We start from the raw sequence: 18,592 nt of genomic DNA on the forward strand, positions 1-18,592 counted from the left end.
GCCCGGCGTTCCACCCTGGCCGCCGCCCCCGCCGGATGCCACCTCGACGGCCCTGGTGCGCCCACTGGCGGACGGCTCCCGGGTAATCCTGGTCGCCGACACGACGCAGACCACCCAGGTGACGCACCAGCTGCGCCTGCTGATGATCGGGGCCGGCGCGGCGACCCTGCTGACCGCCGCGCTGTTGCTGATGGCCGTCAGCCGGGTGGCGTTGCGCCCATTGGACAGGCTGACGGCGCTGGCCAACGACATCAGAACCGGCGATCGCGGACGACGGCTCCGCCCTGATCGGGCCGACACCGAATTAGGGCGTGCCGCAAGCGCTTTCGACGGGATGCTGGACGCGTTGGAGGCGTCCGAAAACCGGGCCCAGCGGGCCGACCACGCCGCCCGACGCGCCGAGACCGCCACCCGGCGATTCCTCGTCGACGCCGCGCACGAGCTACGCACCCCGATCGCCGGGATCCAGGTCGCCGCGGAACAGCTCGCCAACAACGCCTCTCCCGATCAGGGCGACGACGTGGCGCAGGGTCAATACCGTCGGGCCAGCCTCTTGCTGTCCGACGCCCGCCGCGCCGGGCGGCTCGTCGCGGACATGCTCGATCTGAGTCGCATCGACGCCGGGCTGCCGTTGGACACCGGCTACGTGGACCTGGCCGCGATCGCGGACGCCGAAGCCGACCGGGCCGCCATGCTCGCCCCGCAACTCACGGTCAGTCGCACCGGCGTGGCCGATCTCAACGTCAACGCCGACCCCACCCGGCTGGCGCAGATCCTGTCCAATCTGCTCGACAATGCGCGCCGGTACACCCCGGCCGGAGGCGCGATCACGATTGACGCCCGGCGGGACGGTGACACCGCCGAGGTGACCGTCACCGACAGCGGCCGCGGGATTCCCGACGACGAGCGGGAGCGGATCTTCGAACGCCTGGTGCGGCTGGACGCCGGGCGCGCCCGAGATCACGGCGGCGCCGGGCTGGGCCTGCCGATTGCCCGGGCGCTGGCGCGGGCCCACGGCGGGGAGCTGGTATGCGTGCCGCACGACGGCGGGGCGCAGTTCCGCCTCACCCTGCCGGTCGCCGCGGCGGCGGACGCGCGGTGAGCGGTGACCGCCCCTGAGGGGCGGCCACCGCTCGGTGGGGCTAGCGCAGAACCGGCCTAGAACCCCGGCGGTGGCGGCCGGAACGGCCCACCCGGAGCCCCCGGCGGCGGTGCTCCCCCCGGTTGCCCGGGCGGTGGCGGCGGTCCGCCCGGCCCATCCGGTCCCGGCCCCCAGGGTTGCCCGGGCCCGGGCGGCGGTGGCGGCGGATCGGCGTGGGCCACCCCGGCACCCCAACCGGCCACGGCCACCCCAAGGGCGCCCGCGAGCAACGAACCCGCGATGAGTTGTTTGATCTTCACTCGGCCCAGCTCTCCTCTCTGTCGGCGATCAATCACCCGAGCGATCGCTTCACGTGTACCGGGGCGACAGTAGGAAGTGAGCCTGAAATCAGGCTGAAGAAGCTTGCGCGGCGCGAAGTTTCAGCCGGCCGTGGACGCCGCGGTGACGGCGGTGAGATGCCACTCGTCCAGCCAGGGCTGGATCAACTCGGCGACCGAGAACTTGGCCGGGGCCGAACACCCGTGCTTGGGGGTGGACGGGTCGCCCCCGCGGATGAGGATCCCGACGGCGCCGACGGTGCCGTCGCTTTGATTCCGGTAGACCGGGCCGCCGGAATCGCCGCACTGGCCGGGCGCCTGGAAGACGACCTTGCTCCCGGTGATCTGGGTGATCTCCCCGCAGGTGGCCTCGCCGGTGCCCATGCCGAACTTGCACAACTCCTCGCCGATCTGCAACCCGGTGGCGACGCCGGAGACCGGCAGCGCGGACCCGATGGCCGAGGCCTGCGGGACGTTCTCGCCGTCGAGCACGATCAGGCCGATGTCGTGCTGTTCGTTGTGCACGCCCTCGCTGACGGTACGGCGGAACGTGCCCACCGTCGCGTAGGGAAGGATGCCGGCCAGGTTCATCGAGACCTTGCTGAGCTGTCCCGGCCGGTTGCAGTGCCCGGCGGTGAGCACACCGGCCTGACCGGTGCTGGTGTGCACCAAAAACCCTGCGGTACAACCCATCCCGCCCGATCCGTCGGCGTACTGGATGTAGATGCCGGAACCGGGGCCGACGGCGCTGGCCGCGGGCAGGTCGATCGGGGCCAGGACGGGCGGCGGGGCGGCATCGTGGGCCGTCTGGGCGGCGTTCCTGGACAGCAGGCACACCGCGGCCACGAACGCGGCCGCGCAAAACACCGAGGCGATCACGAGTAGCGCGTTGTGCATTCGCGACGGTTGTGGCGCCAGGTACGGCACATGAATTCCGGCCAACACCCCCCCTTGCGCGCGGTGCCGGTGTCTGAGCCCAGCTTGCCAGCATTCGGCCCGTCAATTCACGCGATTGACCAGATCCGCCCGACGGGTCAGCCGATGATCGCCGGTTCGGGGGAGGCCTCCTCGCCCGCGGGACGGTGCGCGCGGCGATGGTGCCGGCGGTAGTGGCGGATCTCGATGACCAATCCCGTCAAACCCAGAGTCGCCGTGCAGATGGACACCAGGTACAGCAGCGAGCTCGGGTGACCGGCGAGCGCGTCGCCGAGGACCACCACCGCGGTGGTGCCGGGCAGCAGGCCGGCCAGCGTGGCGAGCGTGTAGGGCAGCAGGCGCACGGTCGACGCGCCGGCGGCGTAATTGATCGCCGAGAACGGCACGGCGGGAATCAGCCGCAGCGACAGGATGGCCAGCCAGCCTCGCTGCCGCAGGCGCTCGTCCACCGTGTCGATCGCGCGGTGGCGAACCAGGCGGTTCAGCCGCCACCCGGCCGCGCGCACCAGCAGCAGCGCGATCACCGCGCTTGCGGTGCTGGCGACCACCGCGATCGCGACGCCCACCAACGGGCCGAACAGCAGCCCGGCGGCCAAGGTGAACGCCGTGCGGGGCACCGGCACCACCGTGACCACGATGTGCGCGGCCAAGAACGCCAACGGGAACCACGGCCCAACCGACTCCGCCCAGTCGCGCATCTGCACCGGAGTGGGCAGCGGAAGCCAGGACGCGGCCGCGATCAGGACTGTGATACCGACCACTGTGGCGATCGCCCGGGGCCGCGACAGCAGGCGCGCGGCGGCGCCCAGCGCGCCGGCGAGGTCGCGCAGCGTCCGGTTGATTCTGCAGGTGGCGGAAGCCGTCACGCCTGTAAAGGTTACGGGTCGCAGGTGAATAACTCGTTTCCCGAGGCTGGCGTTTCATCGCCGGACCGCCCCGCTCGTCGTCGGTCGCGGTTTTCTGCCGACAGGCTCGATCAACTAGCCTCATTAGTAAGTCGCAGGCCCCATTTGCTGGGAAAAAGGGAGCAATCGGTGTCCATTGATGTACCCGAGCTTGCCGAACTAGAACAGGTTCGCGGGCGTTGGCGCAGTGCGGTCGCCGGCGTGCTATCGAAAAGCACCCGGAAGGAACCCGAGGAACTCGGGGACCATCCCGAGCGGCTGCTGGAAACGCCCACCTACGACGGCATCGCGATCCGCGCGCTGTACACGGCGCTGGACGAGCTGCCGGAACCGCCGCTTCCCGGTGAGTGGCCCTATGTGCGGGGCGCCGACGCGCGGCGCGACGTCAAGTCCGGCTGGAAGGTGGCCGAGGCGTTCCCCGCCGATCGCGTCGCCGGGGTGGCGGCCACGGAGGTCAATGCGGCGGTGCTCGAGGCGCTGGGCAACGGGGCCGGCGCCCTGGTGCTGCGGGTCGGGGAGTCCGGCGTGACCGCCGACCAGCTCGAGGGCGCCGTGGCGGGCGTGCACCTGAGCATGGCGCCGGTGATCCTCGACGCGGGCGCGGACTATGCCGCCGCCGCCGAGGTCATGCTGGCGATGGCGAGCGGGGTCGAGGCCGACCAGCGCGACCTGCTCTCGATCGACCTCGGTGGCGACCCGCTCACCGCGGCGCTGAGCGACCGTCCCGCGCCCGACCTCGACGAGGTCCTCGCGGTCGCCAAGCGCGCCGCCGAAGAGCGCGGCGTACGGGCGATCACCGTCGACGGGCCCGCGTTCCACAACCTGGGCGCGAACGCGACCTGGGAACTGGCCGGCACCGTGGCCGCCGGGGTGGCCTACCTGCGGCGGCTCACCGAGTCGGGCATGCCGGTCGGTCAGGCGCTACGGCAGATCAGCTTCCGGCTGGCCGCCGACGACGACCAGTTCGGGACGCTCGCCAAGCTGCGGGCTGTGCGTCAAATGTGGGCGCGGGTCGCGGAGGTCGTCGGCGATCCCGACGGCGGCGCCGTCACCGTGCACGCGGAGACGTCGCTGCCGATGATGACCCAGCGCGACCCGTGGGTGAACATGTTGCGCTGCACGCTGGCCGCGTTCGGCGCCGGCGTCGGTGGCGCGGACACCGTGCTGGTGCTCCCATTCGACGTGGCGATCCCGGGGGGCTTTCCCGGCACCGCCAGAAGCTTCGCCCGGCGGATCGCCCGCAACACCCAGCTGCTGCTGCTGGAGGAGTCGCACGTCGGCCGGGTACTCGACCCGGCCGGCGGTTCGTGGTTCGTCGAGGACCTCACCGCGCGCATGGCCGAGCAGGCCTGGGAGCACTTCCAGGCCATCGAGGCGCGCGGCGGGTTCGTCGAGGCGCACGACTACATCGCCGGCCAGATCGCCGAGGTGGCCGGGCGGCGCGCCGACGACATCGCGCATCGTCGCACCGCGATCACCGGCGTCAGCGAATTTCCTAACCTCACGGAACCTCCTCTGGCACAGGACGATTCGTCGGATACGCCGCTGGCCGCCGGCAACCTGCAGCGCTACGCCGCGGCGTTCGAGGCGCTGCGCGACCGCTCCGACGTCTTCCTGGCCCGCACCGGCGCCCGCCCGCAGGCCCTGCTGCTTCCGCTGGGCCCGCTGGCCGAGCACAACATTCGGGCCACGTTCGCGAGCAACCTGCTGGCGTCGGGCGGCATCGAGGCCGTCAACCCCGGATCGGTCGACGCCGCCGGCGTCGCCAAGGCGGTCGCCGACGCTGGATCGCCGGGCGTCGCGGTCATCTGCGGCACCGACAAGCGCTACCAGGATGAGGCCGCGGCGGTCGTCGAGGCGGCCCGCGCCGCCGGGGTATCGAGGGTCTGCCTGGCGGGACCGGAGAAGGCCGTCGGCGATGCCGAGCACCGGCCCGACGAGTTCCTGACCGCGAAAATCAATGCGGTCGAAGCCCTTTCGAACCTGCTCAGTCGACTGGGAGCGTAGCCGCAATGACCACAACCGCACCCGTGATCGGAAACTTCGCCGAGGTTCCGCTGACCGGCGGCCGACCGCTGCCGCCGCCCACCGAAGCCGCCGTCGAACAGCACGTCGCCGCCGCCGCGGCGGCGCACTGGTACACGCCCGACCAGCTCGAGTGGCACACGCCCGAAGACATCGCCGTCAAGCCGGTGTACATCGGCGCCGACCGGGCCGCCGCGGCGGCCGCCGGGTACCCGCTGAACAGCTTCCCCGGCGAACCGCCCTTCCTGCGCGGCCCGTACCCGACGATGTACGTCAACCAGCCGTGGACCATCCGCCAGTATGCGGGCTTCTCCACCGCGGCCGAGTCGAACGCGTTCTACCGCCGCAACCTGGCCGCCGGCCAGAAGGGCCTGTCGGTGGCCTTTGACCTGGCCACCCACCGCGGCTACGACTCCGACCATCCCCGCGTCCAGGGCGACGTCGGAATGGCCGGCGTGGCAATCGATTCCATTCTCGATATGCGCCAGCTGTTCGACGGGATCGACCTCTCGACGGTTTCGGTGTCGATGACGATGAACGGCGCCGTGCTGCCGATCCTGGCGCTGTACGTGGTGGCCGCCGAGGAGCAGGGGGTGCCGCCGGAGAAGCTGGCCGGCACCATCCAGAACGACATCCTCAAAGAATTCATGGTGCGCAACACCTACATCTACCCGCCCAAACCGTCGATGCGGATCATCTCCGACATCTTCGGTTACACCAGCGCGAAGATGCCGAAATTCAACTCCATCTCGATCTCCGGCTATCACATCCAAGAAGCCGGCGCCACAGCCGATTTGGAGCTGGCCTACACGCTGGCCGACGGCGTCGACTACATCAAGGCGGGCCTGGACGCCGACCTGGACATCGACAAGTTCGCGCCGCGACTGTCGTTCTTCTGGGGCATCGGGATGAATTTCTTCATGGAGGTCGCCAAGCTGCGCGCCGGCCGGCTGCTGTGGAGCGAGCTGGTCGCGCAGTTCAACCCCAAGAACACCAAATCCCTTTCCCTGCGCACCCATTCGCAGACCTCCGGCTGGTCGCTGACCGCGCAGGACGCCTTCAACAACGTCGCGCGCACCTGCATCGAGGCGATGGCCGCGACCCAGGGGCACACCCAGTCGCTGCACACCAACGCCCTCGACGAGGCGCTGGCCCTGCCCACCGACTTCTCCGCGCGGATCGCGCGCAACACCCAGCTGCTGCTGCAGCAGGAATCGGGCACCACCCGGCCCATCGACCCCTGGGGCGGCTCGTACTACGTGGAGTGGCTTACCCATCAGCTCGCGCAGAAGGCCCGCGCCCACATCGCCGAGGTCGCCGAGCACGGCGGCATGGCCCAGGCGATCAGCGACGGCATCCCCAAGCTGCGCATCGAGGAGGCGGCCGCGCGCACCCAGGCCCGCATCGACTCCGGGATCCAACCGGTGATCGGCGTGAACAAGTACCAGGTCGAAGAGGACCAAGAGGTCGAGGTGCTCAAGGTCGAGAACAGCCGGGTGCGCGCCGAACAGCTGGCCAAACTCTCCGAGCTGCGGGCCGGCCGCGACCAGTCCGCCGTCGAGGCCGCCCTGGGCGAGCTGTCCCGCGCCGCCGCGGCACACGGGCGCGCCGGGGCGGACGGGCTGGGTAATAATCTGCTGGCGCTGGCGATCGACGCCGCCCGGGCCAAGGCGACGGTCGGGGAGATCTCCGACGCGCTGGAAAGGGTATACGGGCGGCACCAGGCGGAGATCCGCACCATCGCCGGTGTCTACCGCGACGAAGCCGGAAAGGCCCCGAACATCGGAACCGCCACAGAACTAGTCGAGAAGTTCGCCGAGGCCGACGGCCGCCGGCCCAGGATTCTGGTGGCGAAGATGGGCCAGGACGGTCACGACCGCGGCCAGAAGGTGATCGCGACGGCCTTCGCCGATCTCGGGTTCGACGTCGACGTCGGCTCGCTGTTCTCCACGCCCGAGGAGGTGGCCCGGCAGGCCGCCGACAACGACGTGCACGTCGTCGGGGTGTCGTCGCTGGCCGCCGGCCACCTGACGCTGGTGCCGGCGCTGCGCGACGCGCTCGCCGAAGTGGGGCGGCCCGACATCATGATCGTCGTCGGCGGCGTCATCCCGCCCGGTGACTTCGACGAACTGTACGAGGCCGGGGCCGCCGCCATCTTCCCGCCCGGGACGGTGATCGCCGATGCCGCAATTGGCTTGCTGCACAAGCTCGCCGAGCGGCTGGGTTACCCACTCGACTAGATGGCCCCCCGCAAGAGCGACTCCGTCGAGGATCTGGCCGACGCCGTTCGCGGCGGCGACCGCGCGGCGCTGCCGCGGGCCATCACGTTGCTGGAGTCCACCCGCGCCGACCATCACGAGAAGGCGCAGCGGCTGCTGCTCGAGCTGACGCCGGACTCGGGCGACGCGCACCGGGTGGGCATCACCGGGACACCGGGGGTGGGGAAGTCCACCACCATCGAGGTCCTCGGCATGCATCTGATCGAGGAGGGCCACCGGGTGGCGGTCCTGGCCGTCGACCCGTCGTCGACGCGCAGCGGTGGGTCGATTCTCGGCGACAAGACGCGGATGGCGCGGCTCGCGGTGCACCCGGATGCGTACATCCGCCCGTCGCCCACATCGGGCACCCTGGGCGGTGTAGCAAAGGCGACCCGCGAGACGGTGGTGTTGTTGGAGGCGGCCGGATTCGACGTGATCATCATCGAGACCGTCGGCGTCGGCCAGTCCGAGGTGACCGTGGCCAACATGGTCGACACGTTCGTCCTGCTGACGCTGGCGCGCAGCGGCGATCAGCTGCAGGGCATCAAGAAGGGTGCGCTGGAGCTGGCCGACATCGTGGTGGTGAACAAGGCCGACGGCGAGCACCTCGCCGAGGCGCGGATGGCCGCCCGCGAACTGTCCTCGGCGATCCGGTTGATACATCCCCGCGAAACACTGTGGCGGCCACCGGTTCTCACGATGAGCGCGATGGAGGGGACCGGCCTCGAGGAGCTGTGGGACACCGTCGAACGCCATCGTCAGGTGCTCACCGAGGCCGGCGAGTTCGAGGCCCGCCGGCGCGCGCAGCAAGTGGACTGGACGTGGCAGATGGTCCGCGACACCGTGCTGGACCGGGTGCTGTCCAATCCCAAGGTGCGCAAGATGCGTGCCGACATCGAACGCCAGGTGAAGGCGGGGGAGCTCACCCCGGCGCTGGCGGCCGAGCAAATACTGACGGCCGCGTCAGACTAACGGATAGGTAAATAATCTACATTTCGCACCGGGAAGGTGTGAAATCCAAGTAAATTCAAAAGCGTGACGGTGGAAACCCGAGTCGATCGCCGCGCGGTCCCTGTCCACGATGACCTTGACGCAGGTCACCGTGTGTCCGGCGCGGCGGACTCACACTTTGGATGCGTCGTTCGCAGCTTTTCGACCATGTTCCCCGCCCGCCGGTTCGGCGGCGGTGCGCTGGCGGTGTATCTCGACGGCCAACCGGTCGTCGACGTCTGGTCCGGCTGGTCCGACCGGGGCGGTCACCGGCCGTGGTCGGCCGACAGCGCGCCGATGGTGTTCTCGGCGACGAAGGGAATGGCCGCCACCGTCATTCACCGGCTCGCCGACCGCGGGCTGATCGACTACGAGGCGCCCGTCGCCGAGTACTGGCCCGAGTTCGGGGCCAACGGCAAGGAGAGCCTCACCGTCCGCGACGTGATGCGGCACGCCGCCGGCCTGTCCGGCCTGCGCGGCGCCCGCACCGAGGACTTGCTGGACCACGTCGTGATGGAAGAGCGACTGGCCGCGGCCTCGCCGGGGCGGCTGCTGGGCAAGCCGGCCTACCACGCGCTGACCTTCGGCTGGCTGATGTCCGGCCTCGCCCGGGCGGTCACCGGGAAGGGGATGCGGACCCTGATCCGCGAGGAGCTCGCCGAGCCGCTGGGCACCGACGGGCTGTATCTGGGTCGCCCGCCGGCGGGTGCGCCGACGCGGGTCGCCGAGATCATCACGCCGCAAAAGATCCTGAGGAACCCGGTGCTCAGCTTCGTGACGCGCAAGGTCGCCAACGAGCTGTCCGGCGGGTTTCGGTCCATGTACTTCCCCGGCATGGTCGCCGCGGTCCAAGGGGATACGCCCCTGCTGGACGGGGAGATCCCGGCGGCCAACGGGGTGGCGACGGCCCGCGGGCTGGCACGGATGTACGGCGCCATCGCCAACGGCGGCGAGGTCGACGGCATCCGGTTCCTGTCCCGGGAGATGGTCGCCGGCCTGACCGGTCGGCGCAGCCTGCGTCCGGACCGAAACCTGTTCGTGCCCTTGGCCTTCCACCTGGGCTACCACAGCCTGCCGTTCGGGAACGTGATGCCCGGCTTCGGCCACGTCGGCCTGGGCGGTTCGCTGGGTTGGACCGACCCGGTCAGTGGCGTGGCGTTCTCGCTGGTGCACAACCGGCTGCTGACACCGTTCGTGATGACCGATCACGCGGCGTTCGTCGGCATCTACGCGCTGATTCGCAAGGCCGCCGAACAGGCCCGCAAACGCGGCTTCACGCCGGTGACCGAATACGGGGCGCCGTACTACGAGCCGGGGGCCGTCGCGGGCTGATCGCCGCGCAGCCAGTCCTCGATAATTTACGCTTGCGTTTGCTACAGCTGTCGATTACCGGATTGTGTCGACGAGATTTCTATCGCCGTTCCGCATCTCAGCTATGAATAATCGGCAAATACTGCGGGATAGCAACTTGCGTTGCTACGATTCCGCGAGTGACCGAACCAGGGTGGGGGCCCTGTTTGCGGCGTCGTGGAGGGTTTGCTGCTCTCCTTCTTACGATTGGTGGTGGACAGTGCTGAGTGGTATCGCCAGGAGCTCCGGTCGCAGGGGCCAGGTAACAGGCAAGAGGGCGTTGAACGGGAGCGCAACCCGGCCGATCGCCCTTTTCGTTCTGGGTATGGGGAGATCCGGAACGTCTGCCCTCACACGGGTGCTCTCGCTGTGCGGTGCCACGCTTCCGGTCGGAATGATGGGAGCCGACGAAGGCAACCAGCGTGGATACTGGGAACCGCGCGAATCCCTGCTGCTCAACCGGGCAATTCTCGAACGTCACGGCAGCGCCTGGTGGGACCCTTCGCTGCGCGTGCTCGAGGAAGGCGAATTCAGCGCCAAAGAGAAGGCCTCTTGCATGTTCGACATCCAGTCGTATGTCAACAAGCTCCCGGCCGCCCCGCTGGTGGTCATCAAGGACCTGCAGATCAATGTGCTCGCCGACATGTGGTTCGAGGCCGCGCGCAAGGCCGGCTTCGACATCGCCGTGGTGATCGCGGTGCGGCACCCGCAGGAGGTGGTCCCGTCGCTGGGACGCCTCGCCGGGGCGTCGCCGGAGCTGGCGAGCGCGTTGTGGCTCAAGGGCAACCTGGTGTCCGAACGCCAGACGCGCGGCCTGCCCCGGGTGTTCGTCGAGTACACCAACCTCCTCAACGATTGGCGCCAGGAAATGAAGCGGATTTCCACGGCGCTCGGCATCGATCTCATCGCCGAGGACGAGGCGGCCGTCGACGAGTTCCTGTCGCCGGATCTTCGGCGCAATCGCGACTGCGACAGTCCGCCCACGGATCGCTTCGGCACCGACTGGATGTCGGTGGTCTACCGCGCGATGCACGCCGCCGCTGCGGACGAGCCTTGGGACGAGGCCGAGTTGGATCGCGTTTTCGAGGCCTACCAGGCGAGCGAACACGATTTCCGGACGGCGTTCGACAACGCCCGCGGTTACTCCAACAGCACGCTGGTTCGGCTGCTCAGGCCGTCCGTCATGAAGCCCATCCTCGAGGTCGTCGCCATGGCGCACCGGCGCAGGGGATCTTGGGCCTAACCGCCGTCTACCGCGGCGCTTGATCGCGCCTTCGATCGCCGTCGCGCGCCCTGACACCTATCCGGGCAATCCAGCTTTCGCCGAGCGGGCCCCCGATATGATCGACCGGATCGCACCTCGGCAGCGTGCCGGTCAAACTTTTCCGCACTCAACTGGGAGGCGCCGGCTCTTGTCATCGTCCGTGCTCATCACCGGAGGCGCAGGCTTCATCGGTTCCGCGCTTGCGCACCGCCTCGTCAAAGTTGGTTGTGACGTCGCCGTCATGGACGTTCTGCTCCCCCAGGTGCACGACGGGCGCGCGATCGACCTTCCGCCGGCCGTGCGGTTCTTCACCGGCGATGTCACGCACGCGCCCGACTGGGACGCCGTGCTCAGGTTGTTCCGGCCCACCCAGGTCGTCCATCTGGCGGCCGAAACCGGAACCGCTCAGTCGCTCACCGAGGCGACGCGCCACGGCGCGGTGAACGTCGTGGGCACCACCCAGATGCTGGACGCGCTGGGCCGCAAGGGACTGGTGCCCGAGCAGTTCGTCCTGGCGTCGTCCAGGGCGGTCTACGGCGAGGGCGCCTGGCAGTCCGGCGGTGAGGTCTTCTATCCGCCGCCGCGCAGCCATGCGCAGCTGGTGGCCGGCATCTGGGATCCGCAGGGGCCCTCGGGCGAACCGGCGGTGCCGCTTCCGAGCTCCGCGGGCCGAACGGAGCCGCGGCCCACCAACGTCTACGGGGCGACGAAGCTCGCGCAAGAGCACCTGCTGGCCGCCTGGGCGGCCGCGCACGACACCAATCTCAGCGTGTTGCGCCTGCAGAATGCCTTCGGGCCGGGGCAGCCGCTGAGCAATCCGTACACGGGTGTCGTGCCGTTCTTCGCGCGGTTGTCGCGGGAGGGACGCGCGTCGGAGGTGTACGAGGACGGGCGAATCGTGCGCGACCTGGTCTTCATCGACGACGTGGTGGATGCCGTTTTCGCCGCGGTTCAGCAGCCCGCCAACGGTTCCCGTTGCCTCGACATCGGGTCGGGAATCGGGACGACCATTCACGAGCTGGCCAGGAAGATCGCCGCGGCGTTCGACGCGCCGGAACCGGTGCTCGTCCCCAAGTTCCGCGATGGCGACGTCCGCGCCGCGAGTTGCGACATCCGGCCGGCGATGGAGGAGCTCGGTTGGCGCCCGAAGTGGACGCTCGACGACGGTCTGCGTGTGCTGCTCGAGTGGATCGGCAGCCTCCCCGAGTCCGGCCCCGCGGCGAGTGACAGCGTCGGTGGCCGGCCGGTCGAGCATGCCGGCCATCGTTAAAAGCGATCGCCCATTAACTACATGGTTAATTTCGGGCACTCGCGATCGGGCTCGAATGTGAGCAACGCGCCGCCAAAAGCCGTGGTGCGGTAGCATTCCAGCCCGGTACTGTCGAGGCATCACATCGCGTATCGCGGCCGCACGCCGGCTTCGCGAATCGTGAAAGCTTCCCCCATGTGACGCATGTTGAAGAAGGGCGAGTGAGCGCAGCAGCATGACCTAGGCTTACGCAGGCGACAGGTGCCGCGCCGCGACCGATCGCACAATGCCGATCACTAGAACCCAAGTGCAGGAATGGGTTTGCTCGTCGGGGTGGCGGACGAATGGCGAAATCGGGTCGGCCACGGGCCGTTCCGCGGGACGCGCCGAATGCGCCTAATGGCCGAGAAACCCACGTGAGCAAACAACCATCCGCTTGGCGGATCCGATTCCAGAAAACTCGAAACGTACTAGAGGCGCCGATAGGCGTCTAGGCTCAACATCGGGAGTATTGAAATGCGAGACAGGGGGCAATCTTGACTGTGACCGACCGCGATACCCGGTCTGCGTACCTCGACCTGCTCCGACGCGACTTGACCAGATACGGCTCAGATGAACTGGTGCCGGTCCGGTGGTATCGCATCGGGCGGCCGATTCTCAATACCGGCAGCTACATGCTCGTCCGTAAACGTCCGTTCGATCAGCAAGCGCGGGAGTTGGGCCAGGACTGGCCCGCGGATGCGCTGACGATGATCGGGATGAAGCGCCTTACCAGCCTGCAGCACTGCGTCGAGACGGTGCTGACCGAGGACATTCCCGGCGACTTGGTCGAATGCGGCGTGTGGCGCGGAGGGGCTTCCATCCTGATGCGCGCGGTGCTCTCGGCCTACGGCGACGAGACGCGCCGCGTGTGGGTGTGCGATTCGTTCGCCGGCGTGCCGCCGCCGGACCCGGCCAACTACAAGGCGGACGCGGGCATCAACCTGCACCGGGCGGCGAACATCCTCGCGATACCGGAAGCGGAGGTGCGGGCCAACTTCGCGCGTTACGGGCTGCTGGACGACCAGGTTCGTTTCCTTCCCGGCTGGTTCAAGGACACGCTGCACGACGCCCCCATCGATCAAATCGCCGTCCTGCGGCTCGACGGTGACCTCTACGAATCGACGATCCAGGCGCTCGACGCGCTCTACCCGCGGCTGTCGCCCGGGGGCTTTTGCATCATCGACGACTACCACGCCCTCGACGCGTGCCGGCAGGCCACCACGGACTACCGGACCAAGCACGGCATCACCGCGGAGATCCAGGAGATCGACGGCACGGGCGTGCTCTGGCGCAAGTGAGGGCAACCCGCACCGGAGCGCGCTGACGCTCCGAGCGCGATATCGCCGCGCGCACGCGGAGGATCGAAGCCGCCCCCGGCACCGGAGAACCAGCCATAATGACCGGTGCCCCTGCCATCGCCGGTGCGCACGTCAAGTGAAAGGCTTGGTTCGCGATGAAGTTTGTGCTGGCCTGCTATGGAACTCGAGGCGACATCGAGCCTTCCGTCGTCGTCGGTCGCGAACTCCTGCGCAGGGGCCATGACGTGCAGATGGCGGTGCCGCCCGACCTGATCGGCTTCGCCGAGGCGGCCGGTCTCCCGGCGGTCCCGTATGGGCTGGAGACCCAGCTGTGGCTGGACGTGTACCGCAACTTCTGGACGTCTTTCTTCGGCGCGTTCTGGAAGGTCCGGGAGCTGCGCGGGTTGTGGCGCGAAATGTGGGACCTCAGCGACCAATGCTGGGGCCACATGACGACGACGCTTACGTCGCTGGCCGACGGGGCCGACCTGTTGCTGGTCGGACAGAGTTACCAGGAGCCCGCCGCCAACGTCGCCGAGTACTACGACATTCCGTTGGCCACGCTGCACCACGCCCCGATGCGGCCCAACGGCCAGCTGGTCTCGATCCTGCCGCCCCCGTTGAGTCGGTCGGCCATGATGGCGTTCGACTGGTTGGCGTGGCGCCTGAACAAGAAGCCCGAGGATGCGCAGCGCCGCGAACTCGGCCTGCCTAAGGCGAAGGGTCCCTCGCCGGCGCGCATCGCCCGACGGGGGGCGATGGAAATTCAGGCCTACGACGAGGCGTGTTTCCCGGGGTTGGCGGCCGAATGGGCGAAGTGGGATGGCCAGCGGCCGTTCGTGGGAGCGCTGACGATGGAGCTGACCACCGAACTCGACGAAGACGTCGCCTCGTGGATCGCAGCGGGCTCCCCGCCGATTTGCTTCGGCTTCGGCAGCATGCCGGTGGCGTCGCCGGCCGAGACGGTCCAGATGATCGCCTCCGCCTGCGGCGAGCTGGGGGAGCGGGCGTTGCTCTGCGCCGGCTCGAGCGACTACAGCGACGTGCCGAGCTTCGACCACGTCAAGGTGGTGGGGGCGGTGAATTACGCGAAGATATTCCCCGCCTGCCACGCGGTGGTCCACCACGGCGGCTCGGGCACCACGGCCGCCAGCCTGCGCGCCGGCGTTCCTACCCTGATTCTTTCGATGGACGTCAACCAAACCCTGTGGGGCGGTCAGGTCAAGCGATTGAAGGTGGGCACCACCCGGCGATTTTCGGCCACCACGCGGAAATCACTGGTGACGGACCTGCGACGCATTCTCGCGCCGGATTACGTCGCCCGTGCGCGCGAGATCGCCACCAAAATGACGAGTCCCAGCGAAAGCGTCGCGAAGGTCGCTGACCTCGCGGAAAACTTCGCCAGCCTGAGGCGCTATGCCTGATCAGCGCTGGCGGATAAGTCGAGGATCGGCCCCGCCGGTCGAGTCTCGCAGATCGCCAACGGACCCCGAGTCGTGGCGGTATCGTTTCTGGCGTCGAAAACTTCATGGGGAAGGGCGAAGTGAGCGAAGTTAACAAACCGTGCCAACTTTGTGGATCGAATGGTCCGCACGAAATTGTTCCGGTTCGGGAGATGTATTTCGGGACCCGAGAGGTATTCGATTACTTCGTCTGCGCCGAATGTGGGACATTGCAGATCGCGAAAGTGCTTGAGGGTGAAGAACTCATGCGCTTTTATCCATCGGACTACTACTCCTACAAGGTGGCGCCGCAGCCGAAGCTTTTCCAATGGCTGACCGCGCAGGAGGACCGGCATGATCTGCGCGCCGGCGGCCGCCTGGTCGGCACGCTGGTGTCGGCGCTGCCGCCCGGGCTCCGCGGTCTGATCGGAACGCACGACGCGAGCGGCGACGTCGTCAAAATGCTTGGCGAGCTGGGGGTTTCGCTCGACGCGCGGGTTCTGGACGTGGGGTGTGGCGGCGGCGCGCTGCTCGACCGGTTGGCCAGGGCCGGATTCACGAACCTGTTCGGTAACGATCCATTCATCGAGGCCGACGGCAAGACGGCCCTCGGGGTCCCGCTGGCGAAGCGGGACCTGGACGAGATGACCGGTGAGTTCGACGTCATTCTGTTCAACCATTCGCTCGAACACGTCCCGGACCTGACCGCCACGCTGAAGGCGGCGCACGAGAGGCTGGCCCCCACGGGCTTCTGCCTGGTCCGGGTGCCGACCACCTCGTCAGAAGTCTGGGACACCTACCGGGCCAACTGGATGAACATCGATGCGCCCAAGCACATTTGCATACCGTCGCGAAAGGGTATGGCGGTGGCGGCCGACAGGGCGGGGTTGCGACTCGAGAAGGCGATCGACGATCAGAGTTCGGGGTCGTTCATCGGCAGCGAGGCGAATCGTCGCGACATCGCGCTGACCGAGATGACCAGCCTCGGGGCCATAATTCGAATGTTCGGGCTCAGGCAGGTCTTGGACTGGGAGAGGCGCGCGGTGGCGCTGAACCGGCAGGGCCGGGGTGACCAGACCGGGTTCGTCCTGCGGGTCAAGTAAGGAAGCGGCGATTCTGGCGAGCGGCGCGAACCTTGTTGCGGGATTCGTTGTGCCACTGAGGTTCACGCTTCGGCCATCGTGCCGTGCTGCCGACGCGCCGTCCGGCCGCTGATGGCAACGCGTGCTGTGAAAGGGGGCGGCCGCCGCCGCTCCGGCCAACCCGCCGCGTTCCCGGGTGGGCCAACGGATCCCGATGCTATCGTTTCCGCCGTGGCAAACAGGCTGTCGACCGGCGCTCGCATCCGGCTATGGATGGTGGGCAAGGAGTATGGGCTCGCGCGCAAGCTATTTCCGAAGGCGTACGCCAGCGACGCGTTGATCAGCTTTCACCGCCACGCATTCGTGGAGGATCCGGCGTTCCAGCGCGCCTACGAGCGGGGCACGCGCGCGCTGGGCGGCCAGGACTGGTACCAGTGGCATTGGCGCGCGCACATCGGTTTGTGGGCGGCGACCAACGCCAGCCGGCTCGACGGTGATTTCGTGGAGTGCGGCGTCAGTTACGGGTTCTTGAGCAGCGCCATCATGGAGTATCTCGACTGGGACCGGCTGGGCAAGACCTTCTATCTGCTCGACACTTTCGCGGGAATCGATCCGCGTTACGTCACCGCCGACGAACGCCGGGGCGGCGCGCTCGAGCGGAGCGAGCAGCAGCTTCGCAACGGCATGTACGTCAGCGGGGTCGAGGGTGTGCGGGCCAACTTCGCGCAATGGAAGAACCAACGCATCATCGTCGGCCCGGTCCCGGAGACGCTCGACCAGGTCGAGGCGCGCACGGTGGCCTTCCTGCATATCGATATGAACTGTGCCCCACCGGAGGTCGCGGCGCTGCGGTTCTTCTGGCCGCGGCTCTCGCCCGGCGCCTTCGTGCTGCTGGACGACTACGCCTACCACGGGCACGAAGAGCAGCGCCTGGCCATGGACGCCCTGGCGGGCGAATTGGGCGTGCCGATCTGCACTTTGCCCACCGGCCAGGGCCTGCTGATCAAACCGGCGCAGTGAGCCGGCGGCGCATCAGACGATATGGACCTTGGGCGAGTACAGGATCCAGCGCCCGCCCTTTTCGTGGAAGGCTTGTTCCTTCGCCATGATCTCGTCGGCGTGGTTCCACGCGAACAGCAGCGCGTAGTCCGGGTAGGGGTGGGAGAAGACTTCCGGCGGGCATACCGGAACCTTTGAGCCGGGTGTCAGCCGGCCCTGCTTCTCCGGGGTCGAATCGCACACCATCGGAAGCAGTTCCGAGTCGATGTGGCAAAAGTTCATGACCGTGGCGCTGCGCGACGTGGCGCCGTACCCGACGACTCGCCGGCCGTCGGACCGTAGATCGCGCAGCAGGGTCACCAGGTCCGTGCGGATGCGGTTGATGTCCTCGGAGAATTGGACGAACGTCGCCTCCTCGGCGATCCCGTCGGCCTTTTCCTGGGCCAGGAATTCCGCCACGGCGGGGCTGGGCTGCCGGCTGCCCGCGCGGGCGACGGTGTAGCGGATGGAACCGCCGTGCAAGGGGAGGTGTTCGACGTCGACCAATTCCAGGCCGAAGCGCGCCGCCAACGCCTGCACCGAGCGGACGGAGAACAGATAGAAATGCTCGTCGTAGATCTGGTCGAAGTAGACGCACCGCAGGATGTCGGCGAGGTAGCGGTCCTCGAACACGAACAGCCCGTCCGGCGCCAGCAGCAGCTCCGCCCCGCGGAAGATCGAGTCCAGGTACGAGATGTGACTGATCGTGTTCGCCGAAAAGATCAGGCTTGCCGGGCCCTCCTTTTCGCGGATGTCGGCCGCTGTCGACTCGTCGAAGAAATCCGTGCGGACCCGCGCGCCGTGCGCGCGGGCCACCTCGCCCGCCCCGGCGGCCGGGTCCACGCCCAGGTGCCGCACCCCGGCGTCGCTGAGGGTATTCAGCATGACGCCGTCGTTGCTGCCGATTTCGACGACGAACCGGTTCTCATCGTCGGGGACCGTGCTGATGATCCACCTGGCCACGTCCTCGAAATGCTTGCGGATCACCGCGGATCCCGACGCGCGATACGGGTAGTCCGCGCGGAACATCTGGCTGGGCGGAACCTCGTCTAGTTGCTGCACCATCGTGCACGACGTGCAGAGGCCCACCACGAGCCGAAAAAACGGCACCTTGGCGGTCTCATCGGGTTTCACGAAGGCATTCGAGACTGGCTGGCGTCCGAGGTCGAGTACCTCACGAAGATCACCGCCGCAGACGCGGCAACTACGCTGAGTCAATACTTCCCCCTCACACTGTCAGGCCCACTCGCATCCGAGAACCCCGGACCAGTACTTAGGTTCATGAGCCTAGCCC

Annotated in this window: 13 protein-coding genes and 1 pseudogene; 11 read left to right on the forward strand and 3 right to left on the reverse strand. The window is 68.2% G+C overall.

What is annotated here, in order from left to right; genetic code table 11:
- A partial coding sequence (locus tag A5730_RS08580) for a cell wall metabolism sensor histidine kinase WalK (protein ID WP_067898319.1) occupies nucleotides 1-1,102 on the forward strand: 1,102 nt, incomplete at its 5' end.
- Nucleotides 1,103-1,521: 419 nt separating this feature from the next.
- On the opposite strand, the gene A5730_RS08585 is transcribed toward A5730_RS08580, so the two are convergent.
- Together A5730_RS08585 and A5730_RS08590 are read right to left on the reverse strand one after the other, a co-directional pair.
- Nucleotides 1,522-2,316, reverse strand: coding sequence for an endopeptidase (locus A5730_RS08585; RefSeq protein WP_067898322.1), 795 nt, complete (start codon nucleotides 2,314-2,316; stop codon nucleotides 1,522-1,524).
- 137 nt (nucleotides 2,317-2,453) lie between these two features.
- The gene (locus A5730_RS08590) at nucleotides 2,454-3,221 is read right to left on the reverse strand and encodes a TVP38/TMEM64 family protein (RefSeq protein ID WP_067898325.1); all 768 of its coding nucleotides are present in this window, start codon (nucleotides 3,219-3,221) and stop codon (nucleotides 2,454-2,456) included.
- A gap of 168 nt (nucleotides 3,222-3,389) precedes the next feature.
- Between A5730_RS08590 and mutA the strand changes: the two genes are divergently transcribed.
- From mutA to A5730_RS08640, 10 genes and pseudogenes are all read left to right on the forward strand, one after another.
- Nucleotides 3,390-5,267: a methylmalonyl-CoA mutase small subunit gene (mutA, locus tag A5730_RS08595; protein WP_067898329.1), complete on the forward strand. Its 1,878-nt coding sequence runs from the start codon at nucleotides 3,390-3,392 to the stop codon at nucleotides 5,265-5,267.
- Between the two features lie 5 nt (nucleotides 5,268-5,272).
- Complete coding sequence (gene scpA, locus A5730_RS08600; RefSeq protein WP_067898331.1) at nucleotides 5,273-7,525, forward strand: methylmalonyl-CoA mutase; 2,253 nt, start codon at nucleotides 5,273-5,275, stop codon at nucleotides 7,523-7,525.
- Nucleotides 7,526-8,526 (forward strand): annotated as a pseudogene (meaB, locus tag A5730_RS08605) (methylmalonyl Co-A mutase-associated GTPase MeaB).
- Nucleotides 8,527-8,578: 52 nt separating this feature from the next.
- Nucleotides 8,579-9,865 carry a serine hydrolase domain-containing protein gene (locus tag A5730_RS08610; RefSeq protein WP_067898337.1) on the forward strand — a complete coding sequence of 429 codons (1,287 nt, stop codon included), beginning with the start codon at nucleotides 8,579-8,581 and terminating at the stop codon, nucleotides 9,863-9,865.
- A 343-nt stretch (nucleotides 9,866-10,208) separates the two neighbouring features.
- Nucleotides 10,209-11,126, forward strand: a complete 918-nt coding sequence (locus A5730_RS08615) for a sulfotransferase family protein (protein WP_067898339.1) — start codon at nucleotides 10,209-10,211, stop codon at nucleotides 11,124-11,126.
- Between the two features lie 181 nt (nucleotides 11,127-11,307).
- Nucleotides 11,308-12,417 carry an NAD(P)-dependent oxidoreductase gene (locus A5730_RS08620; RefSeq protein ID WP_067898342.1) on the forward strand — a complete coding sequence of 370 codons (1,110 nt, stop codon included), beginning with the start codon at nucleotides 11,308-11,310 and terminating at the stop codon, nucleotides 12,415-12,417.
- 515 nt (nucleotides 12,418-12,932) lie between these two features.
- On the forward strand, nucleotides 12,933-13,736 hold the full coding sequence (locus tag A5730_RS08625; protein WP_067898345.1) for a TylF/MycF family methyltransferase: 804 nt from the start codon (nucleotides 12,933-12,935) through the stop codon (nucleotides 13,734-13,736).
- A gap of 155 nt (nucleotides 13,737-13,891) precedes the next feature.
- Nucleotides 13,892-15,160: a glycosyltransferase gene (locus A5730_RS08630; RefSeq protein ID WP_067898348.1), complete on the forward strand. Its 1,269-nt coding sequence runs from the start codon at nucleotides 13,892-13,894 to the stop codon at nucleotides 15,158-15,160.
- Between the two features lie 119 nt (nucleotides 15,161-15,279).
- Nucleotides 15,280-16,281 (forward strand): class I SAM-dependent methyltransferase, encoded by a 1,002-nt coding sequence (locus tag A5730_RS08635; protein WP_369829862.1) that lies wholly within the window; start codon nucleotides 15,280-15,282, stop codon nucleotides 16,279-16,281.
- 210 nt (nucleotides 16,282-16,491) lie between these two features.
- Entirely contained in the window at nucleotides 16,492-17,280 is a 789-nt protein-coding gene (locus A5730_RS08640) for a class I SAM-dependent methyltransferase (protein ID WP_156745737.1), read from the forward strand.
- Between the two features lie 12 nt (nucleotides 17,281-17,292).
- On the opposite strand, the gene A5730_RS08645 is transcribed toward A5730_RS08640, so the two are convergent.
- Nucleotides 17,293-18,516, reverse strand: a complete 1,224-nt coding sequence (locus A5730_RS08645; protein ID WP_067898357.1) for a class I SAM-dependent methyltransferase — start codon at nucleotides 18,514-18,516, stop codon at nucleotides 17,293-17,295.
- Nucleotides 18,517-18,592 lie beyond the last annotated feature (76 nt).

Origin of the sequence: Mycobacterium sp. ACS4054 (assembly GCF_001667275.1) — a bacterium.
Taxonomy (GTDB): Bacteria; Actinomycetota; Actinomycetes; order Mycobacteriales; family Mycobacteriaceae; genus Mycobacterium.